The organism is Ruegeria sp. D1(2025) (genome assembly GCF_056536425.1).
The window spans coordinates 270,345-293,781 of record NZ_JBQFPO010000001.1 but is presented as its reverse complement, the minus strand read 5'-3'; the positions used below and the strand labels follow the sequence as shown (position 1 = coordinate 293,781).

The following is a 23,437-nucleotide window of genomic DNA, read 5'->3' as shown; positions in this document are numbered from 1 at the left end:
TTATGGCGTGACGGCAAGAAGTGACTGAAAGGCCTGCGCAAGAATCACCGCCGCCACCCCGTAAACCGTCAGCCATAATCGACGCTCCAGCCGTTCCATCATCTCTTCAATCTGATCCAGCCGCCTGCACAGATGCGCATGCTGGATTTCGGCCACCCTCTCATGTGCGGCCAGACGCAGGCCAGGCGCGCAATCGAACGGTGGATACCCCTCAGTCATCCGCATCCTCCGTCAGCACCGGAAGACCCAGCAAAGACCGCTTTTCCCGATCCGTCAGGAACTCCGCCTGGCTGACACGCGCCCACTGCGCATCACGCTCGGCGGCCAATGCAGGCACCTGATCCAGATCGGGTTTCAACATCAGATCCTCATCGGCAAAGCCCGAGAGCCACTCCGACACCGCCGCCGCCACCCGCGTCACCAGGGGCAGAACGGTCAGGCGATAGAACGCCCGGTTGGCCTCCTGATAGTTCGAATAGGTCGCGTCGCCTTGTATCCCCAGCAACATCGGCGGGACCCCAAAGGCCAACGCGATCTCGCGGGCGGCGGCTTCCTTGGTCTTCTGAAACTCCATGTCCGAGGGCGAGAAACCCATCGGCTTCCAATCCAGCCCCCCTTCCAGAACCATCGGTCGGCCAGCATTGCGCGCCCCGCGATAGTTCTGCTCTATTTCGTCGCTCAGGCGGCGGAACTGATCTTCGGCCATCACGCCGTGGCCGTCACCGCCCTTCCAGACCAGCGCCCCCGAAGGCCGTGCCGCATTATCCAGCAGCGATTTCGACCAACGCGACGCACTGTTATGCACGTCAATCGCCATTGCCGCGGCCTGCATCGGCGAAAACCCATAGTGGTCATCCTGGGGGTGGAACGATTTGATGTGACAGATAGCATCCGCCCCAAAGCGATGCGTTTTGCCGCCAACGGCGTAGTCATAAGCCTTAGGCCACCCATCCGCCCCCGGCACCACGCTCATGCGGTCCGAGCGCAGCACGTGCAACTCAACCGGCAGGCCTTCCTCGGCCTGAACCGCCTCGACATAGGCATTGCCCGACAGCAGCAACTGCCCGAACAAGGCCTCCATCAACTCCGCCCGCCCCTGCGCCGCATTTGGACGACGCATCAGCGACAGGATCGGGTGCACATCATAGCGCTGCGACTGATCCTCCAGCACCAACGGCAGCGCCGCCGCCGCCTCAGCAATCAGCTTGACCGAGCGAAACCCCACCGGGTTCCCCGAAAACCCCGTCCGCGTCAGCGATACCGTATCCCGAGGGCTCCACGCCACGCGCCCGCCCGTCTGCCAGGCCACCACGGGGCCGGCCGCGCTGGCCTTCGCCTCGGGCGCTTCCCCGGCCGCTCCACGACGCAAGAAATCGAATACCATCTGTGCTCCTTTCTGCCGCCGCTCTGCCCGGCTTGTTGAAAGGAGTTATGACGCAAAGAAGTTTAAGCCTCGGGAACGAAGCGTACGCGGGTTTGGCAACGCTCACCTCAACCGCCTGCTTCACGCCAGCTTTGCATTGAGTTAAAATTGCCTCGTTGCGGACGAAGCTGCCGAGATAACTGTTGGAACGAATGTTTGCTATCAAGTTAGATAACAACCAGCATCCTTTGAGTTGGCTAGAAAACCAAGGAGGTCATCATGAAGTGCAGCGCTTTTATCGCAACAAGCGCGGACGGGTTTATTGCCCGGGCCGATGGCAGTGTTGACTGGCTCGAAACCGCCGGAGACCCGGAGGCCGGCATGGCCGAGGGCTACATCGACTTTGCGACCTACATTGCGTCCATCGATTGCATGATCATGGGTCGCAAGTGCATGGAAATGATCAGCAGCTTTGATCTGCCACCCGATCAGTGGCCCTACGGAACAACAAAGATTGTTGTGCTAAGCAAAACGGTTCAAACGCCGCCAGACAATCTAAAAAACAAAATCGAACTGTATTCAGGCGACCTTGCCGCACTCTTGGACAGGCTTGAAGCTGAAGGCTATCAGAGTGCGTATGTCGACGGCGGCAAGACTATTCAGAACTTTATCAACCTCGGTCGACTTGACGAGATCACCATAACCCAAATGCCGATTTTGATCGGTGATGGAACACCATTATTTGGAAGAACTCTCCGAGATGTCACTTTAGCTGATGCGCAGGCGGTCGCCTGCCCGAGCGGTTATATCCAGTTCCGCTATAGTGTCGAAAAAGGCGTCCCCGAAAGCTGACTTTTGCGTCTAGCACAGCATCAATAAAACAGGATGCTTGCAGTCGTCCGGTATCTAGGTTTGAAGTGAACAACCTCTTACAACGCCCTTACCCGAGGCCTCCGATACGCCCCCGCAGGCCCCACGACCAACTCATGCAGAGCCCAAACCAGAGCGTCGACCCGGTCGGGCGAGCCCTGCCCCTCGAACCCGCGCGCGGTCATCTGGCACATCTGCTCCTCCAGCGCCTCCAGCCCGACGAAATGCGCCACGCGCCTCTGCTCGTACAAGGCCGCCACAGGCTCCGCCCGCGCGACCTTGCCGCGTGAGGCCCGCACCGCGCGAAATGGGACCAGAGGGTCCACCTGCCGCACGACCTCTTCCACCAGTTGCCCGCCCTGATTGACCTCGGCCACCAGCCGTTCGGCCCCGAATTCATCCATCGCGTCAATCGCCGCCTGTGCCCAGCCCGCCGGGCCAACGCCTTGAACCGTCCGGTCAGCCAGCACGAACGCCCGCCATTCCTCGGGCGGCCCCTGCACCTGAGCGCCCACGACCACGATCCCACAGGCATCCGCATCCGATCCCGCCGTCACCGCCGGGTCCAATGCCACAACGATGCGATCCAACTCGGGCACCCGCGCACAGCGCGCCGCCTCCAGCATCGAACCCGTCCACAGCGCCCCTTCGGCATCCGACAGCAGTACCCCGTCCAACTCCTGTCGCCCCAGCCGCGTGCCCGCGTATCGCGCGCGCACTTCTTCCAAAAAGGATTCCGCCAGATTGGCCCGGTTCGCCTCGGTCTGCGCATGGGTTTGTACGGTAGAGGGCGACGCCAACAATTCCTTCAAAACCTTCACATTGCGCGGCGTGGTGGTCACACAGACCCGAGGTCGCTCGCCCAGCCTCAACGCAAATTGCAACATGTCCCAGGTCTCGCCCGCCTTTTTCCACTTGGCCAACTCATCCACCCAGGCTGCATCAAACTGAGGGCCGCGCAGCCCCTCCGGATCATACGCCGAAAAAGCCTGCGCCTCGGCCCCGTTGGGCCAGATCAGCCTGCGTTCCGATGCCTTCCACTGCGGCCGTCGATCCGGTGGCGAACACTGCAATATGCCGCTATCGCCAAAGATCATCACATCGCGCACCTGATCAAAAGTCTCACCGACCAAGGCCACCCGACAAGCTTCTCCTCGATCCAACGGCTTTGCCCCCTCAACCATCGATCGCACCCACTCGGACCCTGCGCGTGTCTTGCCTGCGCCGCGCCCGCCCAAGATCACCCAGGACCGCCAGTCGCCTTCGGGCGGCAGTTGGTGCGGCAACGCCCAGAACTCGAACAGGAAAGGGAGGGCGCACAGCCCCCCCTCCCCGATCTCACTCAGAAATCGGTCCCGAACCGCAGCAGGCGCGGAGGCGAGCCAGCCTGCACCCGACTTCAAATCGAGCGCGCTCAAGGTCGAGCGCATACCCCCCTTGGGCAATTCCGGCTTGTCTGTGATGTTGTTCGACAAAGCTTGTCTCCACTTTCTGACAGGTTCGGATCAGCCCCTCTAGCTGCCCGAGTTGCTTGGCTGAACCAGCAAGATCTGCATCCTCCCCGGTTCCGATTTGCCTGCGCAGTTCTTCCGCTGCCTGGCGCAAACCGCGAATGGATGTCTCAAGCGACTGCAAAAGTTCCGCCGTTTGGGACATCCGCTCTTCCGGGGTAATCAAAGTCATGTTTGCCTGTGACCTCATGCGAGAGTTTTTCCGCACGAGAGAAACGAAAAACGGCCACCGGGTTGCCCCGGGGCCGTTGCCCACTTCTTCTAGCATGACACAATTTATACGCGAAAAAGGCCGCACCGTCAAGGCCTCGCGCAACGTCGGCGCAACAGGCATCGTGACAAAATTATGAATGATTTCTTTCGCTTACCGGGTAACCTTCAAGCCTTTGTCGAACAATCAACGCAAAGGCAAAGGCGCCCGTGTTTTGTTTTGACGCAGCACGAAATTGCTCCGGGTATCCCGAACCAGCCCGGACTTCAGAAGACGCTGCATGATAAAGCCCTCAAGGTCCTCCGGTGTTCGTGCATACACTTTCAGAATAAAATCATGGTCCCCGGTGATGGACGCGCATTCCACAATCTGCGGTTCAGTCTCCACCAAACGAAGGAACGCTTTGATGCTTTCTTCGTGATGATCTCGCAGCGCAACATGGACATAGGCGATCGCATTCAACCCGATTTCCTTGGCCCTGAGCTGCGCCCCATAGCCGGCAATAACGCCCGACGCTTCCAGATCACGCACCCGCCGCCAGCATTGCGAGGCCGACAACCCGGTTCGCTCTGCCAAATCCTGCATCGACAGTCGGCCGTTCAGCTGCAACTCCCGCAAAACCGCAATATCCGCATCATGAAGCATATGTTTCACAATTTCCGTTCTAGGCATACATACATTGCAAAATAGCAATCCAATCGCCTCTTTCCAGACATTTATTTCAAGCTGCCCGGCTACAATTGTTTCAGGAGGATACATCATGTCCAAATCAACCAGCTACGTCGCGAAAGTACCCGACAGCCGCGGCCACATAGTCTACACGGATGAAGAGAACGCGGTTTGGGCCGATCTCTATGCCGCTCAAGCGCGAAATGTTCAGCGCTACATGGCGCGCGAATACCTGGACGGGCTGGCACGCCTCGATCTTCCCAAAACGACCGTACCGTCTTGCGCGGACATCTCCGAGCGTCTGCTGGATCTGACCGGCTGGCGGGTACAGCCGGTTCCGGCCCTCATCGGGTTCAAGACGTTCTTCGGCATGCTCGCGGATCGCACTTTCCCTGCGGCATCCTTCATTCGCTCACGTGAAGATTTTGACTATATTGAAGAGCCCGACATTTTTCATGAAATCTTCGGCCATACTCCGTTGCTGAGTGATCCGCGTTTTGCGGCGTTCAGCCATGCCATCGGTAAAGCCGGGCAACAGGCGGGACCGAACGACTACGCCTGGCTGATCCGGCTATACTGGTTCACAATCGAATTTGGGCTGCGTCGACAGGAAGGTGGTATCAAAGCGCTGGGATCAGGGCTGGCTTCCTCGCCCACCGAACTTGTATACGCCGTGAACAGCGACATACCAGATCGGGACCCGTTTGATGTCCTGACGATCCTGCGCACTCCTTATCGGATCGATATGCACCAGATGGGGTATATTGTGCTAAACGATCCAGAGGACCTGTTCGAAGCGGCCGAGCGCAACCTTCTGGCCGACGTCCACCGCGCCCAGTCTCTCGGTCTGTTGCCGAACAAGTTCCCTGAAAAAACAACCGCTGCCGAGTGATCCACAATGACACAGAAACTAGCAGGTCAAACATGCGTCCCTTGTTCCGGCGGCATACCGCCGCTGACCGCGCAAGACGCCAAGTCGCATCTCAAGGCCCTCAGCCCGGACTGGCAGCTTGATTCCGAAACCAAAACACTGACGCGGCGCTTTAAGTTCAAGGGATTTGCCAAGGCGACCTATCTGGCCAATCTTTGCGCATGGCTCGCCGATCAGCAGGGGCATCACCCCGATATCAGTTTCGGCTATGGCTACGTAGTGGTCCGGCTCACCACGCATGAGATCGGCGGCCTCAGTGAAAATGATTTCATTTGGGCAGCAAAATTGGACGCGCTGACGGCGTAACACGATAATCACCCCAAACAAGCGTTTGCATTCAGCAGCGCTTGACAATTGCGCTCGTAACCCTCATGTGCCGCTCAACACAGCGCTGACGCGTGAGCATCGGCAGGCTCGTAGCCTGCCCAAAGCGCTCCTACCCTCCAGTTCCCCTTCACGCAGGGTTCTTGATGCGATGGCCGGATGGCGCAGGACCCGCCTGCCCGTCCTGAGGTCTCGCTAAACCCTGCCGGTCGCGCAAGTTGCGTGGCCAGAACCTCATGTTCGCGGCCAACCTGGCTTTGCGGACCAAAAAGGAATACGATTTGTTCGACTTCGACATGCTGGGTCTTGCGCCCGCTCTGAATGACGCCCTGAAAAACGCGCAACTTACCCAACCCACCCCCATCCAGAACCAGGCCATTCCGCTTGCGCTTCAGGGACACGATATTCTAGGTCTGGCCCAGACCGGCACAGGTAAAACGCTGGCCTTCGGCCTGCCGCTGATTGACCACCTTCTGGCCCAGCCAGGCAAGCCGGCCCCCAAAACGGCAAAGGCACTGATCCTGGCCCCTACCCGCGAACTGGTCAATCAGATCGCCGAAAGCCTGCGTAATCTGACCAGAAAAACCAAACTGCGCGTAGCGACCGTTGTTGGTGGCCAGTCCATCAACAAGCAGATCTCGTTCCTGTCGCGCGGCACCGACATACTCGTGGCAACGCCCGGACGCCTGATCGACCTGATGGATCGCGGCGCCGTCGATCTGGGCGCCGTCCGGCATCTTGTGCTGGACGAAGCCGATCAGATGCTGGACATGGGCTTCATCCACGCCCTGCGCCGCATTGCGCCGCATCTGGGCAGCCCGCGCCAGACCATGCTGTTCTCGGCCACGATGCCCAAGCAGATGGAGGAACTCAGCCGCGCCTATCTGACCAACCCGCAAAGGGTGCAGGTTTCGCCACCGGGCAAAGCTGCGGACAAGATCACCCAATCCATCCACTTCATCGACAAGCCCGGAAAGCCCGGCAAACTTCGCGACATCCTTTCAGCCGACCCCGAGGCGCTGACGCTTGTGTTTTCCCGCACCAAACATGGCGCAGAAAAGCTGATGAAGGGGCTGGTCGCAGACGGTTTCAACGCGGCATCAATCCATGGCAACAAAAGCCAGGGACAACGCGACCGCGCCATCAAGGCGTTTCGCACGGGCGAGATCAAGATTCTTGTGGCGACAGACGTGGCCGCACGTGGGATCGACATCCCCGGCGTTGCCTATGTGATCAACTACGACCTGCCCGAGGTGCCCGACAATTATGTCCACCGCATCGGGCGTACGGCCCGTGCCGGGCGCGAAGGTGAAGCCATTGCGTTTTGCGCACCGGAAGAAGTCGATCTGCTGCGGCAAATTCAAAAGCTGATGAAGATTGAAATTCCCGTCGCCAGCGGCGCGTTGCCTGAAGCCGCCGAGCCTCAGAAACCTGCGCGCCGTCAGGGCAATCGTCGCAGAGGTTCCAAACCGCATGCGGGTTCCGGAAACTCGAATTCCGCCCCTTCCAAACGGCGCAGACAGCGCCGACGCCCGGCGGCCTGATCGCACAACAACAATGGCCGGCGGCGATGCGCCCCCGGCCACTTATTCATGTCTCTTGCGGATTAGTTGCCCGAGTTACGCTCGGCTTCGATCTCACGCCATTTGGCGACGTTGCGGTTATGCTCCTGCAAGGTTTCCGCAAATGCATGGCCGCCGGTACCGTCAGCAACAAAGAAGACATAGTCGGTTTCTTCGGGCGCAACTGCGGCCTCCAGACTTGCCAGTCCCGGATTGGCAATCGGTGTCGGCGGAAGCCCATCGATCAGGTAAGTATTCCAAGGGGTTGCGCGCCGCAGCTCACTCCTCCGCAATCCGCGTCCAAGGACACCCTGACCCTTGGTGATCCCGTAGATCACGGTCGGGTCTGTCTGCAGCTTCATACCCTGCTTCAAGCGGTTCACGAATACGCTGGCTACCTGTCCGCGCTCTTCCGGCACGCCGGTTTCCTTTTCGATGATGGACGCAAGGATCAGCATTTCTTCCGGGCTTTCCAGTGGCAACCCGTCCTGACGACTTTCCCAAACTGCATTGATCCGAAGCTGCTGCTTTTCCTGCATTTTCTGCAAGACAGCATTTCTGTCGTCGCCTGGCTTGATGTCATAGCTGTCAGGCGCCAACTCACCCTCGGCCGGAATTTGGGTTACGTCACCACTCAGCGCATCAAATGACTTCAGCGCGTCAACAACCTGCCACGCGGTCACGCCCTCGGCCACTGACACCCGATAGCGCGTGTCAGCCTCGCCACGTTTTTCTGCGTATTCCGCCGGAGTTTCCTCATCTGATCCAAATGAGGCAACCTCGACAAAGTCCAAAGTCGCAGGGTCCAGTTCGCGTACACGGGTCTGCGTGCGGGTTACACCGATACGGTACTCGATCTCGGAACCACAGGTGCTTACACCACTGCTGGTGATCTCGTCGATGATCTGCTGCATCGAGGCGCCTTCGCGCACCAGAAAGCTGCCCGCCTTCAATTTCTGCGCCTGATCCGTATAGTCGGCGCCCATGCGAAAGATCATGGCATTGCTGATCGCACCCTGATCCTCCAGATCGCGACTAACACGTGTCATGTTCGAACCGCTTTCCACCCGCAGGCAGATCGCGGATTGCAGCGGACCTTCAGCCTTGTATTGCGATTGCCCCCAAAGGATCAGACCGCCCATCAGAAACAGGCCGACCACCAGCAGGGTCAGCGCGTTGGACGCTAGGGCCCGCCACATTTAACTGACCTTTCCGAAGATCACGCTTGCGTTTGTGCCGCCAAAGCCGAACGAATTGGAAAGCGCGACGTTGATCTCACGCTCACGCTTAGCGTTCGGTGCCAGATCGATGGGTGTTTCAACCGCCGGGTTGTCCAGATTGATCGTCGGCGGTGCCACCTGATCGCGGATCGCAAGGATCGAGAAGATCGCCTCAATCGCGCCAGCAGCCCCTAACAGGTGACCGGTGGCCGATTTGGTCGAGGTCATGGTCGCCTTGCTGGCATGTTCGCCCAGCAAACGCTCCACTGCGCACAGCTCGATCGTATCCGCCATGGTCGAGGTGCCATGCGCATTGATATAGTCCAGATCTTTCGGTTCCAGCCCGGCACTGCGCAGCGCTGCTTTCATCGAACGCTCGGCCCCATCACCGTCCTCGGACGGCGCGGTGATGTGATAGGCGTCACCGGACATGCCATAGCCCAGAACCTCGGCGTAGATCTTCGCGCCGCGCGCCTTGGCATGTTCATATTCTTCCAGAACAACGATGCCTGCGCCCTCGCCCATGACGAACCCGTCGCGGTCGATGTCATAAGGGCGGCTGGCCCTCTTCGGATCATCGGCATATTTGGTCGACAGTGCCTTACACGCGTTGAAACCGGCAATACCGATCTCACAGATGCAGCCTTCACCGCCACCGGCCACCATCACGTCAGCGTCGCCGGCGCGGATGATGCGGCTGGCGTCGCCGATCGCATGCGCCCCGGTGGAACAGGCGGTCACGACCGAATGGTTCGGTCCCTTGAAGCCATGACGGATCGACACCTGACCCGACGCCAGGTTGATCAGCGCGCCAGGAATAAAGAAAGGCGAAACACGCCGCGGGCCCTTGTCGCGGATCAGATTGGCAGTTTCCGCGATGGACCCCAGCCCACCGATGCCCGAGCCGATCAGAACACCAGTCCGCAGGCGGCTTTCCTCATCTTCAGGCAACCAGCCGGAATCCTGACAGGCCATGTCTGCAGCAGCAATCGAATACAGAATGAAATCTTCGATCTTGCGCTGCTCTTTCGGCGGCAGCCAGTCGTCAGGGTTGAAAGTCCCGTTCGTGCCGTCTCCACGCGGTACTTCGCAGGCATATGTCGTGGTGACACCACTTGCCTCAGCATCGAAATGGGTAATCGGGCCCGCGCCGGATTCCCCATCCAGCAGCCGCGACCAGGTTTCCTCGACCCCACTGGCCAAAGGAGTGACCAATCCCAGACCGGTTACAACGACTCTGCGCATGAAATGCCTCTTGCCTGCTTCCTGTATGAGAACCGTCCATACCCCGCCCCGGGGGGCGGGGGCAAGAGCAAGGGCGCATTCCTTGTTAGCGTCATTTCGCCAATGCCGGTCATATATTGTGGTTCAGCAGGAATGCACCACCGCTCTGCAAAAAAAACCGCCCCTTCCCTGAAACGGAAAAGGGCGGGCTAGAAATACCGGGCCGGTCCTATTGGAAATGCGCCACCGGTTCATGGGCAGCGGCCGCAACCTTAAGCGCTTCGGACAGGCTCAGTGTCTTGCGGAACAGCGCACGGCCCACAATCGCGCCCGAGATGTTAGAGATGTAGGCCAGCCGCGAAATATCGTCTGCCGTACGAACGACGCCGCTGGCAATGACCGGGGTCCGAGAGTGCTTGGCCAGACCCGAAATCAATCCCAGCTGCGCTTCGACGTCATCCATGTCGCTGTCGATATCAGTGACCAGAATGGCAGCAAAAGGCGTGTCGGCAAAAGCGTCGATGAACGCTTCTGGCGTAAAGGCACTTTGGCTGCGCCAGCCTTCGGTCATAACCTGACCTTGCCAGACATCCACGGCCAGAACGATCTGGTCGGGGTGCAGTTTGGCAAGTTCCTTGACCACGTGGGGATCACGCGCGGCCAGGGTTCCGATCACAACCCGGCCGGCACCTTTGTCGATCCAGTGTTCGACGTGCTCGCGGCTTCGCATACCGCCGGCAAGCTGCACCGGCATTTCCGCGCTTCGAATTATTTCTTCAATCAGTTCGGCGTTGGTATTGCGCCCTTCGATTGCGTCGAAGTCCGTCAGCTGCATCCATTCCGCCCCGGCTGCAGACCAGCTGCGCGCGGTTGCAACCGGATCGACATGCCAGACCATGGCTTCATCGAGACGGCCTTTGTCCAGCGAGACACACCGTCCGTTCTGCAATTCCATCGTGGGATAAATCCTCATGAGCATGCTCCTTCGCCCAATCGCTGTAAAATCCAGCATAGCATAGACAGCGCCGAAACGGTTGTTTCAAACAGTTTCGGCAAACCACGCTCTGTTTGCGGCATTGCTACAATTACTGTGTTTCAGGCGCGTGCTGGCGGACCATTTCGCCGTAACAGATGGACAGGCGTATCCATGTAGTCGCATTCACGCATCAGAACGTAGCCCAGCTTCTGCGCCAGACTTTGCGACGCTTCATTTGTGGCATCCACCATGGCGACCAACGGCCCGGGAATGACCCTGTCGAACCAGTCGTGAGCCGCCTGTGCGGCCTCGTATCCCAGTCCTTTTCCCTGCGCTTCGGGGGCCAGGACCCAGCCTGCCTCGGGGAAACGGCCAAAATCCTCACCCAGACCCCGATCACCATAGAAAAATCCTGCCTGACCGATCATCTGCCGATTCGATTGCTGGATCACGGCCCATTGTCCGAATCCGGCCATCTGCCAGTGTCCGGCATTGCGCAGGAACGCATCCCACGCCTCGCCCCGTGATTTCGGTTTGCCGCCAATATGGCGCACAACACACGGATTTCGCCAGATTTCCGCAAAGCGGTTGAAATCTTCTGGTCGCATCGCACAAAGCGTCAGTCGCGCCGTGTTTATCATCGGGGTGGATCTTATCATGCCCTGCCCGCCTGGAATTTTGCCTCAGTGGAAACAGTGCGAAGCAATAAGACGCCGTGCAAGCGGGAAATCGGTCCGGGCACAAAAAAACGGCGCCTCCGTTGCCCGGAAGCGCCGCTCTATCTCGACACGAAACGCTTAGGATGCTTCGCTGATAAATTTGACGGCGTCGCCAAAGGTCTGGATGGTTTCGGCTGCGTCATCGGGAATTTCGATGCCGAATTCTTCTTCGAAGGCCATAACCAGCTCAACAGTGTCCAGGCTGTCCGCGCCCAGATCGTCGATGAAGGACGCGTTTTCCGCGACTTTGTCTTCTTCGACACCCAGGTGCTCAACAACGATCTTTTTAACGCGATCTGCGACGTCGCTCATGTCTTTTCCTCATTCCGTTTCAGGGCGCATTGCCCGGTTCTGCCCTTGCCCGCTCAGGCTGGCTTTGGTTTGCCCGTTCCGGGCGGTTTGAGACCCGGCTGACCGGGCATGGCGAAGGCCAACCTGAATGACCGGCCCCCACATATCTGCGCCGCCTATAGCACAGACGACGCACAAGGCAAACGGTTTCGCGCCTGCCCTGCGCCGCGCTTACAACATGGCCATACCGCCATTCACATGCAAGGTGGTTCCGGTAACATATCCCGCTTCGGGGCTAGCCAGATACAGAACTGCGGCGGCAATCTCCGAAGGGTCACCCATACGGCCCGCCGGAACCTGCCCCAGAATTCCGCTCTTCTGATCGTCCGTCAGTTTGTCGGTCATCGCGGTGGTTATAAAGCCCGGAGCCACGGCGTTCGCGGTGATTCCGCGGCTTGCCACTTCGTAGGCCAGCGATTTGGTCACGCCCACCATTCCGGCTTTGGACGCCGCATAGTTCGCCTGCCCCGGATTACCGGTTGCGCCCACCACCGACGAGATATTGATGATACGACCCCAGCGGGCCTTCATCATGCCGCGCAGAACGCCTTTGCACAGTTTGGCGGTCGCGGTCAGGTTCACGTCAATCACGCTCTGCCATTCTTCATCCGACATGCGCATAAAGATGTTGTCGCGCGTGATGCCCGCATTGTTCACCAGAATATCAACGGATCCCATCGCTTCGGCCGCCTGCTTCGGCAGCGCTGCAACCGCTTCGGCGTCGCTCAGGTTGCAGGGCAAAACGTGGGCCCGTTCGCCCAGTTCGTCCGCAAGCGCCTGCAATGGCTCGACCCGTGTACCGGAAAGCCCTACCGACGCGCCCGCCGCATGCAGGGTACGCGCAATTTCGCCCCCGATACCGCCCGAAGCCCCAGTGATCAGCGCATTCTTACCTGTCAAATCAAACATTCGGTTTCCCTCTTGGTTCGTCTGTGTCGACGCGTATGGAGATTACGATTCGGCCTGCACCGCATTCTGCACGTCTTCGGGTGTACCGACAGCCTTGCCGCCAATAGCCCGGTCGATCTTTCGGATCATGCCCGACAGCGCCTTTCCCGCGCCAATTTCCCATGTCTCGGTCACACCCTGCGCCGCCATATAAAGGACGCTTTCGCGCCACCGGACCGAACCCGTCACCTGTTCGACCAGCAACTGCCGGATCAGATCTGGGTCTGTCACGGCCTCGGCACGCACATTCGCCACCAACGGAACAGCAGGCGCTTTGATTTCAACGGCAGCCAGGGCCTCGGCCATCACATCGGCGGCAGGCTGCATCAAAGTACAATGGAATGGCGCGCTGACCGGCAGCATGACCGCCCGCTTGGCACCTTTTTCCTTTGCAATGACTGCGGCACGTTCCACAGCCGCCTTGGAGCCCGATACCACAACCTGTGTCGGATCATTGTCGTTCGCCGCCTGGCAGACCTCGCCCTGCGCGGCCTCTTCCGCAACCGCGCGAACGGCCTCCAGATCCAGCCCCAGCACAGCGGCCATCGCGCCTTCACCTACCGGCACGGCGCTCTGCATAGCCTGACCGCGTGTGCGCAGCAGGCGGGCAGTATCGGCGACCGACAAAGCCCCTGCAGCAGCAAGCGCCGAATATTCACCCAGCGAATGCCCCGCGACATAGGACGCATTGGTAATCGCAACCCCTTCGGCCTCAAGCGCGCGCATCGCCGCCATCGAGGTCGCCATCAGCGCCGGTTGCGCATTCTGTGTCAGCGTCAGTGTTTCGATCTCGCCATCCCAGATCAGGCTGCTCAGCTTTTCCCCCAGTGCCTCGTCCACTTCGTCAAATACCGCCTGCGCGGCGGGATAGGCTTCGGCCAGTGCTTTGCCCATACCGATGGTCTGGGCGCCCTGCCCCGGAAAAACGAACGCGAGTGTCATTGCAACCTCATGGATGACGTTAGGTTGCGGCGGGGTGTAAACCGACAAATGGCCCGGCACAAGCATTGCCTGCGCTCTGCATTCCGGCACCATCGCTGTGCGCACGGTCATATTGTGTCCTGTTCACACGGATATAGGTTGTGTCCAGACCTTCACCTTCGGAGCATCCGATCAATGCACTCGAAAAATACCTTCTCTACCTACGGAAGTATTGCCAAGACCTTTCACTGGTTGACGGCATTGCTGATTTTCACGGCATTGCCACTGGGCTTTTTTGCCAACAACCTGGCCCAGGCGATCTATGACCCGTCAATTCCGACTACCGAGGACGACATCGCGCAGGCCGCACGGCTGTTTTCGCTGCACAAAACTGTGGGCATCGCTGTCTTTTTCGTGGCCTTGGCCCGTATCTTCTGGACGATGACACAAACCAAACCCGGTTTGCTGAACGCAGAAAACAAGCCCGAAGCATTCGCCGCCGAAACAGTGCATTGGCTATTGTATGGCTCGCTTGTGCTGGTTCCCCTGACCGGCTGGCTGCACCACGCAGCCGCCGAAGGGTTCGCACCCATCCTGTGGCCCTTTGGCCAGAACCTGCCATTCATTCCCAAGTCGCCCGCTCTGGCTGAACTGACTGCCAGCCTGCATTGGCTGTTCATCATCGTATTGGCGGGTTCGCTGGTGCTTCACATCGCAGGAGCGCTGAAACACCATGTCGTGGATAAGGACAGTACGCTGCGTCGGATGTTGCCGGGCGCAACGGATGCGCCCAAGCCGCCCGCACAGAAACACTCACTTGTCCCCGCCGCCGCCGCGCTGGTCATCTGGTGCGGTGTGCTGGCGGCTGGCTGGACCACCGGTGTTTTCACCAAACACTCTGCCGCTTCCACTGAAACCGCCGAACTTGCAGAGGTTCAGTCGGACTGGCAGGTGCAGGAAGGAAACCTGTCGATCACGATCAAGCAACTTGGCAGCCCTGTAACCGGCAGCTTCTCTGACTGGACCGCCGCGATCACTTTCGACGAACCGGCAGAACCCGGCCTCGCAGGGTCGGTGGACGTGACCATTGCCATCGGCTCGCTGAGCCTCGGAACCGTAACGGATCAGGCCATGGGCGCGGATTTCTTCGACAGCGGCCAGTTCCCGACCGCCAGCTTCGATGCCGACCTGTTCAAAACCGAATCCGGATACGAGGCGCGTGGCCCCCTGACAATCCGAGACAAGACGCTGGACATCGCTTTGCCCTTCGCTCTGAGTATTCAGGATGATGTCGCAACAATGACCGGAGAAATAACGCTGGACCGGCTGAGTTTCGACATTGGCAAAAAAATGCCCGCTGAAGACTCGCTGGCGTTTGCCGTGACCGTTGCAGTAGAGTTGACCGCGTCGCGGGCCAAGTAACATTGACCAACAAAAAAACCGCCGGTGTTTCAGCACCGGCGGTTTTCTATTCAAAAGCCAAATCTGTCTTATTCAGCCTTTTGCGCTTCGATCGAGATAGAAATTTCCACCTCGTCACTGACGAACGGCGCGAATTGGCCCAGGTCGAAGTCGCTGCGCAGCAGGGTTGTGGTCGCGTCGAACCCGGCCCACTGCTTTCCAGCCATCGGATGCTCGCCAACCTGATTGAGCGTTGCGTCCAGCACCACGGGCTTGGTGATATCGTTCAGGGTCAGATCGCCGGTGATCTTGGCGGTGTTCTCGCCTGTTACTTCAATACCGGTCGAGGTAAAGGTGGCCAAGTCACCCTCGGCCGCAGCAAAGAAATCCTCGGACATAAAATGATCTTCGCGCGGCTTCCAGCCCGTGATCATCTCGACCACCGGCATCGAGACGGTCACGCTCGACGCAGCGGGGTCTGCCTGATTGAACATGATCTCGCCTTCAAAACCCGAGAACATCCCGGTTGTGGTCGAAAATCCGAGGTGATTGTAAGTAAAGACGACCTGGCTGTGGCTTGAGTCCAGAACATATTTCTCGGCAGCAGCAAAAGCCGATGTTGCTGATACGGCCAGTGCGGCGGCCAGGAGGATAGGTTTCATAACAAACTCCGCAGAATTGGTGGTGCAACCCAGAATGGTTGCTCACTAACGTAAATGTGCCGCCCAAGGGCGGCACTCAACCTCTATTCTCTCACAAATTCTGTTCTTTTTTGAACAGAACGGGATTTAGGCGAAGATCGTAACGTTTCCGCTAAGTTGCCCCTTGAGCGCCCGGCTTACATCCGCTGATTGCAGCGGCAGCTTCATCAGAAGGCTGCCATCCATGTCGAACAACTCGACCTGATCATCCGCAAAACGTGCACCCCCCAGGGTTTCATAGCTGCGACGCAGAACCGTTTGTGGGCGACCATTTTCGTTTTTCTGAAGCACGCGCACTTCGCGGCGGATCGGATCAAAATATGCGTCCGGCCGGGCATCCATAATCTCGATCGTCAGCAAGCTAACCCCGACCAGCAGGAACATCATCGAAGCCGCCAGTTTGATGGGCCACACTTCGGGTCCTGCAACGGATCCGGACATAAGCCACATGGAAAACGCGGCTACGATCAAAATCAGGCCCAGAGCCCGCGCCAAGATCATTCTCGCTTTCCAGTTCGGTGCGAAGGCCACCATGACAGGCACAGAATGTTCAAATCGCGAACCAGTGGCCGTTTTGTGAATTGCGTTTGTGTTCGTAGCGGTCATTTTCTTTACCCCGTCTCAGGTTGCCGTACTGAATTTGCTCGTTCCGGCTAGTCCCCGGCATACAAAACAACTTTGAGCCGAAAAGCGTCAGGAATTGGGCGCGCCAAAGGAATTAGGGCGACTTCACAAAGGCATATGTGGCGGGGCTTGCCCCTCGCGCTCAAACGTGTATATGGGGCCATCCTTCGCAAGAGTTATGAATCGCGCAGCCTCTCGTGGCAGGGTCGCGAAGGACCAGAAAGCCCCGCCTTTGAAATGCGCCTTGATATAAACAGGAGTGCACATGCCACTGTATGAGCATGTAATGATCGCGCGTCAGGACCTGTCCAACGCGCAGGCGGAAAGCCTCGTCGAACATTTCGGCACCGTTCTGGCTGACAACGGCGGCAAGCTGGTTGATAGCGAGTACTGGGGCGTCAAGACGATGGCCTACAAGATCAACAAGAACCGCAAAGGCCACTATGCCTTCCTGAAGACAGACGCTCCTTCGGGCGCCGTTCAGGAAATGGAACGCCTGATGCGTCTGCACGAAGACGTCATGCGCGTTCTGACCATCAAGGTCGACGGCCACGAAGACGGCCCGTCGGTTCAGATGCAAAAGCGTGACGAGCGTGGCGACCGCCGCGAGCGCCGTTGATCAAAGCCTGACGAAAGGACACAAACCATGGCCGCAAAACCATTTTTCCGCCGCCGCAAGGTCTGCCCGTTCTCGGGTGAGAACGCGCCGAAAATCGACTACAAGGACACCCGTCTGCTGCAGCGCTACATCTCTGAGCGTGGCAAGATCGTACCTTCGCGCATCACCGCCGTTTCGGCGAAAAAGCAGCGTGAACTGGCCCGTGCTATCAAGCGCGCGCGCTTCCTCGCCCTGCTGCCCTACGCCGTGAAGTAAGGAGAGACTGACATGCAAGTTATCCTTCTGGAACGCGTCGCGAAACTGGGTCAGATGGGCGACGTCGTTGACGTCAAACCCGGCTACGCCCGCAACTTCCTGCTGCCCCAGGGCAAGGCGCTGAGCGCGTCGAGCGCCAACATCGCGTCGTTCGAAGCCCAGAAAGCGCAGCTTGAGGCACGCAACCTGGAAACCAAGAAAGAAGCTGAAGCACTGGCTGAAAAGCTGGACGGTCAGCAGTTCATCGTGATTCGCTCGGCATCGGATGCCGGCGCTCTCTACGGCTCGGTCACGCCGCGTGACGCCGCAGAGGCCGCAACCGAAGCAGGCTTCACTGTCGATAAGAAACAGGTCGTTCTGATTGCTCCGATCAAGGAACTGGGCCTGCACTCGCTCGCAGTCAAACTGCACCCCGAGGTCGAAGTCGAGATCAAGATGAACGTTGCACGTTCGGAAGAAGAAGCCGAACTGCAAGCCTCCGGTAAATCGATCCAGGAACTGGCTGCTGAAGAAGAAGCTGCCGCGGAATTCGAGATTGCCGAACTGTTCGACGACATCGGTTCTGCCGCTTCGGAAGACGAAGATCTGGCACCGGAAGCTTCGGCTGAAGAAGACGAAGCCAAAGCCTGATCCGACAGGAAATGACGAGAAAGAGGCTGCGTACCATGCGCGGCCTCTTTTTATTTCAGCAAGTTTTTGCTGCTCCAAAAAACCCAACCTTGCAGTCAGAATTTCGTTTCATATCATCGGCCCCTCCATTGTCGGAGCTATCTTATGACTTTGTTCCTTCGCCGCAGTGTGCTGGCTATTCTGATTGCAACGCCCATCGCCGCCTGTAGCGGCTCCAACCGGCCCTCAGACGAAGCATTTGATCCACCGCTTTATCCGAACGAGACCGCCGAACTGCGCGAATCGATCAACAAGTGGGCCGATCACTACGAACTGCCGCGCGAACTGGTACACAAGCTGGCGATCCGGGAAAGCACACATCGGCCATGGGCGGTCAACCGGCCGTATTACGGGTTGCTGCAAATCCTTCCCGCAACGGCACGCTCGATGGGGTACGACGGGAAAGCGCAAGGCTTGCTGGATGCAGACACCAATCTGGAATTCGCCGGAAAGTACCTAAGGGGGGCATGGTTGTTGTCCGATGGGGATCAGCAACGGGCGATTTTTCTGTACGCAAAGGGCTTCTATCCCGAAGCGAAAGCGCGAAAAATGCTGGTCGAAACGGGCCTGCGATCGGAATAAACCCCCTCAAAACGCCCCGAACTTCGCGTCAACCGGAGGTAATCCGGGATATTAAGTGCCGAAAAGGTATGTTTTTCCCCGTTCTGTTGCTTTAAGTACGCAATAAGCATACGCGGCTTGCACAAATGGCTTGCACAACACCCCAAGGTTGACGCAACGTATACACCGTGAAGGACGAAGACGGCATTTCTTTGGGGCTAGGAGTGTCACTGTAAGGGTTGGACCGGTGAAACTGATAGACTTGGCCGCAATCGACCATGAGGAAAAGTCGGCCTCAGACATCATCAATGCCGTCTGCGATGAGCTCGGCTTTGACTACGCTTCCTATGCAACCATGAACCCCATCAAAGGTGATGTGCAGGGTTATGCGAACTACCCTGACGAGTGGAAGATTCACTATGGCAGCCACGGCTATCACCACTTTGACCCCACGATTTATCAGTCAGTACTTAGCATCGCGCCCGTTGATTGGGGGCGGTTTAACCATGACGAGAAATTCCATGCTGTATTCCGGGATGCAAATGATTTTGGGATTACATCGCGCGGGCTGACTGTTCCGATCCGGGGGCCTTACGGCGAATGCGGAATGCTCAGTGTCACAAGGGATTGTTCGGACGCGGAATGGGAAAAGCTGAAGAAGCATGTGATGGGCGATCTTCAGATGGCCGCGGTTCACGCGCATGACACCGTTATGCAATCCGGTCTTTTGGCGAAAGCGTTGTACCTGCCGACCCTTTCGACCCGGGAAAAAGAGATCTTGCAATGGGTCGCCGAGGGCAAATCTCAGCAGGACATTGGCGATATTCTGTCCATTTCACACCGCACGGTAGAAGTGCACATGCGGTCGGGCCGCGAGAAACTCGGCGCGCTCACCACTCCGCAGGCCATCGGACGGGCCATCGGAATGGGCCTAATTGCCCCAGGTTAATCAAAAAAAAGACAAAATTACGGGAAACCCCCAATAGCCTTAAACCGAATCTTGGTTAAATTCTAAGACACGGTAACCAGACTGTAGGGGGATGGAAATGATCATCGTAATTGATGGTATGAACCAGCACAAATTCAAAGATGTATTGGACGACATGTTCAAGCTGCGGGCACGGGTTTTCGGGGATCGCCTTGGCTGGGATGTCAACATCAAGGATGGCCGCGAGCGCGATCACTTTGACGACCTGCATCCTGCACATGTTGTCAGCATCAACGACGAAGGGGACGTCGTTGGGTGTATGCGACTGTTGCAGACGACCGGGCCACACATGCTGGCCGACGTCTTCAGCTCTATCCTGGATGGCGAGGCTCCCATACGCAGCGCCCAGGTCTGGGAAGCGACGCGCTTCTGCGTCGACACCAAGAAGCTCGGACGCGGACGCGGAAAGAACTCTGTATCCTACGTCACCAGCGAAGTCATGATCGGCTCGTTCGAATACGCACAGACAGCCGGAGTTCTGGACTCGATCGCAGTGATCGATCCAGTGATGAACCGGGTCCTGCAACGTTCAGGCAACGCGCCCTATGACTATGTCGGCACAGCCAAGCCCATGGGCAAGGTCGTCGCCATGGCCGCACTCATGGATTGCTCGGATGAACGGATTGCAGGAATTCGCAACTATGCCGGGATTGAGCATGATGTCTTCCTGACCGAGGAAGCGGCTCTGGATCTTTATGCCCATGGCAAGACCGAAGCAGCGCCACAGCAGCCGGTCGCTAACTTCGACCATCAGCCGCTTTCGCAACTGGAACGGTACTTTGTCGAACAGATGAACGCGGCCACGAGCAAGGCCGAAGTCGAAGATGTTCTGAAACTGATCGAAGAGCTTTCGGACCGATTTACGCCAGAGCAAAAGACCGCTCTGCTACGAACCCCCCGTGCTTTTGCTCATGAGGCCTGACCCCCTCACCTCATAAGTACAAAGCCACCCATGCGGAGCCGTCTAATTTCAGACGGCTCCGCTTTTTTGTGCCCCACGTTGCCCGGGGTGGTGGAAGAGGATTACTCCTCTTCCAGTGCCTCAACGGCTTTTTGCAGATCGTCCTTGCTGACTTCTTTGTCGGCAACCTGCGCCAGTTCAACGATGTAATCGATGACCTTGTCTTCGAAGATCGGCGCGCGTAGCTGCTGCTGCATCTGAGCGTTCTGCTGCACGAACTCAAAGAACTGCCGCTCCTGACCCGGGTATTGGCGGGCCTGGTTCATGATAGCTTGCGTCATTTCTGCGTCGGTGACTTCAACCTCGGCCTTCTGGCCCAGTTCGGCCAGCAGCAGGCCCAGGCGCACGCGGCGTTCCGCCAGTTTGTTGTGCTCGTCAGTGGGCTCAATCTCACCGTGGTCATGGCCTTCCACTTCCGGGTTCTCTTCGTGCCACAGCTGGTGTGCGATCTGCTTGGCTTCAGCCTCAACCAGCGACGGCGGCAGGTCGAACGAGACTTTCTCGTCCAGCACATCAAGCAGAGCACGCTTCATGACAGCGCGCGACGCACCGGCGTATTCGGCTTCCAGACGCTCAGCGATCTGGCCCTTCAATGCGGCCAGGTCTTCGGCACCGAATTTGGTGGCCAGCTCGTCATTGATCTCGGCAGCGACGGGCTCTTTCACCTCTTTCACGGTGCAGGTGAATACAGCGTCTTTACCGGCCAGATGCTCGGCACCGTATTCCGCAGGGAAAGTCACGTTGACGTCTTTTTCTTCCTCGGCCTTCACACCAACCAGCTGCTCTTCGAAGCCGGGGATGAAGCTGTTGGAACCCAGAACCAGCGGATAGTCTTCGGCGGAACCACCTTCGAACTCTTCGCCGTCAACCTTGCCCACAAAGTCGATCACAACCTGATCGCCATCTTTCGCTTTGGAACCCTTGCGGCGCGCTTTGAAGTCCTGCGCGGTTTCGGCCAGGTTGTTCAGCGCTTCTTCGACGGCTGCGTCGTCTGCTTTGACAATCAGCTTATCCAGTTCGACCGACTTCAGGTCTACTTCGGGGATCGCAGGCAGCGCCTCATAGGACATTGCGACCTCGACGTCGTCGCCTTCTTTCCAGTCCTCATTGGTCATTTTGACCTCGGGCTGCAGCGCAGGACGGTCGCCGCTGTCCTCAAAGTGCTTGTTCATCGCACCGTCGATGCTCTCCTGCATCGCTTCGCCCAACAGGCGCTGGCCGAACTGCTTTTTCAGCAGCGCCATCGGTACCTTGCCTTTGCGGAAACCTTTCATTTCGATTTCCGGCTGCGCTTCGGTCAACTTCTCATTGACCTTTTCATCCAGCTCGGCTGCGGATACGACGATATTGTAGCCGCGTTTTAGACCTTCGTTCAGCGTCTCGGTAACCTGCATTATGGTAGTCCCCATAGGATTCGGGGCGCGCAAAACGGCGCGCCGGGCAAATTTGACGCCTTCTATTTGCCCAGCCGCCCACGTGCAAGGGGGCAAAGCCCAGATCAGCTTTGTTTTGCCGCTGAATTGAACAAAAAAGCGCCCCGGAACGAACCGGAGCGCTTGCTTGTCTCAGAAGCAGGATCAGAACCGCCAGCGCGCGCCCAGAACCCACGCTTCGTTTTTGTCGAAACTGATCGTGTCGTCGAAATCGTGGTTGCGGTACTTCAGATATGCGTCGGTGTTGATGCTGTCGAACCGTTGAACGATCGCAATACCCCAGGACTTGGTGCTTGAACCGCTGTTCTCAAAATCCGATCCGTCGAAGTAGTCGATACCGACGCCGGTTTTGCCCCAGGACACCCAGTCTCCCTCATACGCCAGCTTGGTGTACCAATAGTCGGGATCGCTTGCACCGGATGAGGTGTCATCGCGGGAACCAAGGGCAGCGGTAAAGCTGAACCCGCTGGGCAGCAGAACCGAGGCTGACCCGATCGTGTCTTTCCGCTCACCAGATGAGTTGTCAAAGTCGCGCACGGCGTAGGCGATGCTGGCGGCGAACTCGACGCCGTTGGAGAACGTATTGCCGTAGGAAACCGCGATGTCATAGTAGTCGTCGTCATCGCTGCTGGACAGAATGTTCTGACCATATGCAATTGCCGCCGAGAACCCGTTGAAATCCGGCGTGTCATAGCGGATGCGCCCGCGACGCGCCCCGTCAAAGTTGCTGGACGAGTCGCCCACTGTAATCGTGCTCAGTGTGCCTGTGGGATCACGATAGAAAAACGCTCCGTTTTCATCGTTGGTGAACGAATACAAAGCGGTCCCGACATAAGACAGATCAACTTCTGCGGCCCCATCTGACGCCATGCTGCCCTGACCAGCCGAGAACTTCCCGTACCCCCCCTTCAGCGAGAAATCGACGTGGCGAATATCTTCGCGCGACCATCCGTTGTTGTTGGTGCCGAACTGGTTGGCCGTCCCTGTGCTGGGCAAGCCCAGGCCGGTTTCCAACCAGAACATGAACTCGTTGCTGCCATAAGGCTGCATCAATCGCAGACCGACCCGGCTGTTGGACAGGTCGTTGTCCAGAACACGTGTCTCGGTATCCTGGCCGTCGTCCACCGAAACAAGAGCGGGGTGGAACTGTCCATATAGATGCACATATCCGCCGCTGTTATTTTCATATTTCAACTCAGCAGCAGCTGGTATCGCGCCTGTTGCCGCCAAAATCGCGGCTATTGATGAGTTTCTGAGAATCTTAGTCATATCTGTCACCATGATGGGGTTCTGGTTTCACGTCCCGCCCATTTGTCCACGAAAATCTGAGGTTCCAATAGCCGGCATTTCAGACAGTAGAAGCATTGCATATTCGCCACATCGAGAGCCCAAGGCAGAGATTTATACTCAATAATTTCAACCGCT

At 58.0% G+C, this 23,437-nt stretch carries 26 protein-coding genes; 11 read left to right on the top strand and 15 right to left on the bottom strand.

Annotated features, from left to right (window positions below; all coding sequences use genetic code 11):
• Together ACR1XU_RS01565 and ACR1XU_RS01560 are read right to left on the bottom strand one after the other, a co-directional pair.
• A complete protein-coding gene (locus ACR1XU_RS01565; protein ID WP_170824607.1) occupies positions 1-219 on the bottom strand; it encodes a GTA head formation protein, RCAP_rcc01685 family in 219 nt (72 codons plus the stop codon).
• The gene (locus ACR1XU_RS01560; RefSeq protein WP_480907434.1) at positions 212-1,384 is read right to left on the bottom strand and encodes a phage portal protein; all 1,173 of its coding nucleotides are present in this window, start codon (positions 1,382-1,384) and stop codon (positions 212-214) included. Before ACR1XU_RS01560 ends, ACR1XU_RS01565 begins: the two co-directional genes overlap by 8 nt.
• Positions 1,385-1,642: 258 nt before the next feature.
• On the opposite strand from ACR1XU_RS01560, the gene ACR1XU_RS01555 reads away from it, so the two are divergent.
• Positions 1,643-2,215, top strand: coding sequence for a dihydrofolate reductase family protein (locus tag ACR1XU_RS01555; protein ID WP_480907436.1), 573 nt, complete (start codon positions 1,643-1,645; stop codon positions 2,213-2,215).
• Positions 2,216-2,292: 77 nt separating this feature from the next.
• On the opposite strand, the gene ACR1XU_RS01550 is transcribed toward ACR1XU_RS01555, so the two are convergent.
• Together ACR1XU_RS01550 and ACR1XU_RS01545 are read right to left on the bottom strand one after the other, a co-directional pair.
• Positions 2,293-3,663, bottom strand: coding sequence for a DNA-packaging protein (locus ACR1XU_RS01550; protein WP_480907457.1), 1,371 nt, complete (start codon positions 3,661-3,663; stop codon positions 2,293-2,295).
• 478 nt (positions 3,664-4,141) lie between these two features.
• Positions 4,142-4,600 (bottom strand): Lrp/AsnC family transcriptional regulator, encoded by a 459-nt coding sequence (locus ACR1XU_RS01545; RefSeq protein ID WP_480907459.1) that lies wholly within the window; start codon positions 4,598-4,600, stop codon positions 4,142-4,144.
• Positions 4,601-4,715: 115 nt separating this feature from the next.
• Here ACR1XU_RS01545 and phhA point away from each other — a divergent pair, with 115 nt between their 5' ends.
• From phhA to ACR1XU_RS01530, 3 genes are all read left to right on the top strand, one after another.
• Positions 4,716-5,516 carry a phenylalanine 4-monooxygenase gene (phhA, locus tag ACR1XU_RS01540; RefSeq protein WP_480907438.1) on the top strand — a complete coding sequence of 267 codons (801 nt, stop codon included), beginning with the start codon at positions 4,716-4,718 and terminating at the stop codon, positions 5,514-5,516.
• A 6-nt stretch (positions 5,517-5,522) separates the two neighbouring features.
• Positions 5,523-5,861: a 4a-hydroxytetrahydrobiopterin dehydratase gene (locus ACR1XU_RS01535; RefSeq protein WP_480907440.1), complete on the top strand. Its 339-nt coding sequence runs from the start codon at positions 5,523-5,525 to the stop codon at positions 5,859-5,861.
• 299 nt (positions 5,862-6,160) lie between these two features.
• Positions 6,161-7,423: a DEAD/DEAH box helicase gene (locus tag ACR1XU_RS01530; protein ID WP_170610928.1), complete on the top strand. Its 1,263-nt coding sequence runs from the start codon at positions 6,161-6,163 to the stop codon at positions 7,421-7,423.
• A gap of 62 nt (positions 7,424-7,485) precedes the next feature.
• Here the strand turns inward: ACR1XU_RS01530 and mltG are convergent, their stop codons facing one another.
• The 7 genes from mltG to fabD all read right to left on the bottom strand — a co-directional run bounded on the left by mltG (position 7,486) and on the right by fabD (position 13,821).
• Positions 7,486-8,640 (bottom strand): endolytic transglycosylase MltG, encoded by a 1,155-nt coding sequence (gene mltG / locus ACR1XU_RS01525; RefSeq protein ID WP_480811758.1) that lies wholly within the window; start codon positions 8,638-8,640, stop codon positions 7,486-7,488.
• Complete coding sequence (gene fabF, locus ACR1XU_RS01520) at positions 8,641-9,906, bottom strand: beta-ketoacyl-ACP synthase II (protein WP_480907443.1); 1,266 nt, start codon at positions 9,904-9,906, stop codon at positions 8,641-8,643. It lies immediately after the preceding gene.
• Positions 9,907-10,114: 208 nt separating this feature from the next.
• On the bottom strand, positions 10,115-10,858 hold the full coding sequence (locus ACR1XU_RS01515) for a 1-(5-phosphoribosyl)-5-[(5-phosphoribosylamino)methylideneamino]imidazole-4-carboxamide isomerase (protein ID WP_480907444.1): 744 nt from the start codon (positions 10,856-10,858) through the stop codon (positions 10,115-10,117).
• 122 nt (positions 10,859-10,980) lie between these two features.
• Positions 10,981-11,520, bottom strand: a complete 540-nt coding sequence (locus tag ACR1XU_RS01510) for a GNAT family N-acetyltransferase (RefSeq protein ID WP_321252340.1) — start codon at positions 11,518-11,520, stop codon at positions 10,981-10,983.
• Between the two features lie 138 nt (positions 11,521-11,658).
• Positions 11,659-11,892, bottom strand: a complete 234-nt coding sequence (locus ACR1XU_RS01505) for an acyl carrier protein (RefSeq protein ID WP_008756330.1) — start codon at positions 11,890-11,892, stop codon at positions 11,659-11,661.
• Between the two features lie 210 nt (positions 11,893-12,102).
• Positions 12,103-12,840 carry a 3-oxoacyl-[acyl-carrier-protein] reductase gene (gene fabG / locus ACR1XU_RS01500; RefSeq protein ID WP_170610255.1) on the bottom strand — a complete coding sequence of 246 codons (738 nt, stop codon included), beginning with the start codon at positions 12,838-12,840 and terminating at the stop codon, positions 12,103-12,105.
• Positions 12,841-12,882: 42 nt separating this feature from the next.
• Positions 12,883-13,821 (bottom strand): ACP S-malonyltransferase, encoded by a 939-nt coding sequence (fabD, locus tag ACR1XU_RS01495; RefSeq protein WP_170805698.1) that lies wholly within the window; start codon positions 13,819-13,821, stop codon positions 12,883-12,885.
• Positions 13,822-13,995: 174 nt separating this feature from the next.
• On the opposite strand from fabD, the gene ACR1XU_RS01490 reads away from it, so the two are divergent.
• Complete coding sequence (locus ACR1XU_RS01490; protein ID WP_480907448.1) at positions 13,996-15,222, top strand: cytochrome b/b6 domain-containing protein; 1,227 nt, start codon at positions 13,996-13,998, stop codon at positions 15,220-15,222.
• Positions 15,223-15,290: 68 nt separating this feature from the next.
• On the opposite strand, the gene ACR1XU_RS01485 is transcribed toward ACR1XU_RS01490, so the two are convergent.
• Both ACR1XU_RS01485 and ACR1XU_RS01480 read right to left on the bottom strand, forming a co-directional pair.
• Positions 15,291-15,863 carry a YceI family protein gene (locus ACR1XU_RS01485; protein ID WP_170610251.1) on the bottom strand — a complete coding sequence of 191 codons (573 nt, stop codon included), beginning with the start codon at positions 15,861-15,863 and terminating at the stop codon, positions 15,291-15,293.
• Between the two features lie 126 nt (positions 15,864-15,989).
• Positions 15,990-16,403: a hypothetical protein gene (locus ACR1XU_RS01480; protein ID WP_480915579.1), complete on the bottom strand. Its 414-nt coding sequence runs from the start codon at positions 16,401-16,403 to the stop codon at positions 15,990-15,992.
• Between the two features lie 388 nt (positions 16,404-16,791).
• Between ACR1XU_RS01480 and rpsF the strand changes: the two genes are divergently transcribed.
• From rpsF to ACR1XU_RS01450, 6 genes are all read left to right on the top strand, one after another.
• Complete coding sequence (gene rpsF, locus ACR1XU_RS01475; protein WP_170610248.1) at positions 16,792-17,145, top strand: 30S ribosomal protein S6; 354 nt, start codon at positions 16,792-16,794, stop codon at positions 17,143-17,145.
• A 27-nt stretch (positions 17,146-17,172) separates the two neighbouring features.
• Positions 17,173-17,400: a 30S ribosomal protein S18 gene (gene rpsR, locus ACR1XU_RS01470; RefSeq protein ID WP_005608650.1), complete on the top strand. Its 228-nt coding sequence runs from the start codon at positions 17,173-17,175 to the stop codon at positions 17,398-17,400.
• Between the two features lie 12 nt (positions 17,401-17,412).
• Positions 17,413-18,030, top strand: coding sequence for a 50S ribosomal protein L9 (gene rplI / locus ACR1XU_RS01465; RefSeq protein ID WP_170610246.1), 618 nt, complete (start codon positions 17,413-17,415; stop codon positions 18,028-18,030).
• 144 nt (positions 18,031-18,174) lie between these two features.
• Positions 18,175-18,651 (top strand): lytic transglycosylase domain-containing protein, encoded by a 477-nt coding sequence (locus ACR1XU_RS01460; RefSeq protein WP_170610244.1) that lies wholly within the window; start codon positions 18,175-18,177, stop codon positions 18,649-18,651.
• A 226-nt stretch (positions 18,652-18,877) separates the two neighbouring features.
• Positions 18,878-19,579, top strand: coding sequence for a helix-turn-helix transcriptional regulator (locus tag ACR1XU_RS01455; protein WP_170610242.1), 702 nt, complete (start codon positions 18,878-18,880; stop codon positions 19,577-19,579).
• A gap of 97 nt (positions 19,580-19,676) precedes the next feature.
• The gene (locus ACR1XU_RS01450) at positions 19,677-20,540 is read left to right on the top strand and encodes an acyl-homoserine-lactone synthase (protein WP_170619144.1); all 864 of its coding nucleotides are present in this window, start codon (positions 19,677-19,679) and stop codon (positions 20,538-20,540) included.
• A gap of 101 nt (positions 20,541-20,641) precedes the next feature.
• On the opposite strand, the gene tig is transcribed toward ACR1XU_RS01450, so the two are convergent.
• Both tig and ACR1XU_RS01440 read right to left on the bottom strand, forming a co-directional pair.
• Positions 20,642-21,973 (bottom strand): trigger factor, encoded by a 1,332-nt coding sequence (tig, locus tag ACR1XU_RS01445; RefSeq protein WP_170610238.1) that lies wholly within the window; start codon positions 21,971-21,973, stop codon positions 20,642-20,644.
• 183 nt (positions 21,974-22,156) lie between these two features.
• Entirely contained in the window at positions 22,157-23,281 is a 1,125-nt protein-coding gene (locus tag ACR1XU_RS01440) for a porin (RefSeq protein WP_170676416.1), read from the bottom strand.
• Between the last annotated feature and the right edge of the window lie 156 nt (positions 23,282-23,437).

What these genes read in the sequence shown, in the direction of transcription:
- fabD (WP_170805698.1), bottom strand. Translation starts at nt 13,821, where the DNA reads ATGACACTCGCGTTCGTTTTTCCGGGGCAGGGCGCCCAGACCATCGGT.
- ACR1XU_RS01535 (WP_480907440.1), top strand. Translation starts at nt 5,523, where the DNA reads ATGACACAGAAACTAGCAGGTCAAACATGCGTCCCTTGTTCCGGCGGC.
- ACR1XU_RS01480 (WP_480915579.1), bottom strand. Translation starts at nt 16,403, where the DNA reads ATGATCTTGGCGCGGGCTCTGGGCCTGATTTTGATCGTAGCCGCGTTT.
- rpsR (WP_005608650.1), top strand. Translation starts at nt 17,173, where the DNA reads ATGGCCGCAAAACCATTTTTCCGCCGCCGCAAGGTCTGCCCGTTCTCG.
- ACR1XU_RS01450 (WP_170619144.1), top strand. Translation starts at nt 19,677, where the DNA reads ATGATCATCGTAATTGATGGTATGAACCAGCACAAATTCAAAGATGTA.
- phhA (WP_480907438.1), top strand. Translation starts at nt 4,716, where the DNA reads ATGTCCAAATCAACCAGCTACGTCGCGAAAGTACCCGACAGCCGCGGC.
- tig (WP_170610238.1), bottom strand. Translation starts at nt 21,973, where the DNA reads ATGCAGGTTACCGAGACGCTGAACGAAGGTCTAAAACGCGGCTACAAT.
- ACR1XU_RS01550 (WP_480907457.1), bottom strand. Translation starts at nt 3,663, where the DNA reads ATGCGCTCGACCTTGAGCGCGCTCGATTTGAAGTCGGGTGCAGGCTGG.
- ACR1XU_RS01515 (WP_480907444.1), bottom strand. Translation starts at nt 10,858, where the DNA reads ATGAGGATTTATCCCACGATGGAATTGCAGAACGGACGGTGTGTCTCG.
- ACR1XU_RS01560 (WP_480907434.1), bottom strand. Translation starts at nt 1,384, where the DNA reads ATGGTATTCGATTTCTTGCGTCGTGGAGCGGCCGGGGAAGCGCCCGAG.
- ACR1XU_RS01545 (WP_480907459.1), bottom strand. Translation starts at nt 4,600, where the DNA reads ATGCTTCATGATGCGGATATTGCGGTTTTGCGGGAGTTGCAGCTGAAC.
- ACR1XU_RS01490 (WP_480907448.1), top strand. Translation starts at nt 13,996, where the DNA reads ATGCACTCGAAAAATACCTTCTCTACCTACGGAAGTATTGCCAAGACC.
- mltG (WP_480811758.1), bottom strand. Translation starts at nt 8,640, where the DNA reads ATGTGGCGGGCCCTAGCGTCCAACGCGCTGACCCTGCTGGTGGTCGGC.
- ACR1XU_RS01460 (WP_170610244.1), top strand. Translation starts at nt 18,175, where the DNA reads ATGACTTTGTTCCTTCGCCGCAGTGTGCTGGCTATTCTGATTGCAACG.
- ACR1XU_RS01505 (WP_008756330.1), bottom strand. Translation starts at nt 11,892, where the DNA reads ATGAGCGACGTCGCAGATCGCGTTAAAAAGATCGTTGTTGAGCACCTG.
- ACR1XU_RS01510 (WP_321252340.1), bottom strand. Translation starts at nt 11,520, where the DNA reads ATGATAAGATCCACCCCGATGATAAACACGGCGCGACTGACGCTTTGT.
- rpsF (WP_170610248.1), top strand. Translation starts at nt 16,792, where the DNA reads ATGCCACTGTATGAGCATGTAATGATCGCGCGTCAGGACCTGTCCAAC.
- fabG (WP_170610255.1), bottom strand. Translation starts at nt 12,840, where the DNA reads ATGTTTGATTTGACAGGTAAGAATGCGCTGATCACTGGGGCTTCGGGC.
- fabF (WP_480907443.1), bottom strand. Translation starts at nt 9,906, where the DNA reads ATGCGCAGAGTCGTTGTAACCGGTCTGGGATTGGTCACTCCTTTGGCC.
- rplI (WP_170610246.1), top strand. Translation starts at nt 17,413, where the DNA reads ATGCAAGTTATCCTTCTGGAACGCGTCGCGAAACTGGGTCAGATGGGC.
- ACR1XU_RS01555 (WP_480907436.1), top strand. Translation starts at nt 1,643, where the DNA reads ATGAAGTGCAGCGCTTTTATCGCAACAAGCGCGGACGGGTTTATTGCC.
- ACR1XU_RS01440 (WP_170676416.1), bottom strand. Translation starts at nt 23,281, where the DNA reads ATGACTAAGATTCTCAGAAACTCATCAATAGCCGCGATTTTGGCGGCA.
- ACR1XU_RS01485 (WP_170610251.1), bottom strand. Translation starts at nt 15,863, where the DNA reads ATGAAACCTATCCTCCTGGCCGCCGCACTGGCCGTATCAGCAACATCG.
- ACR1XU_RS01565 (WP_170824607.1), bottom strand. Translation starts at nt 219, where the DNA reads ATGACTGAGGGGTATCCACCGTTCGATTGCGCGCCTGGCCTGCGTCTG.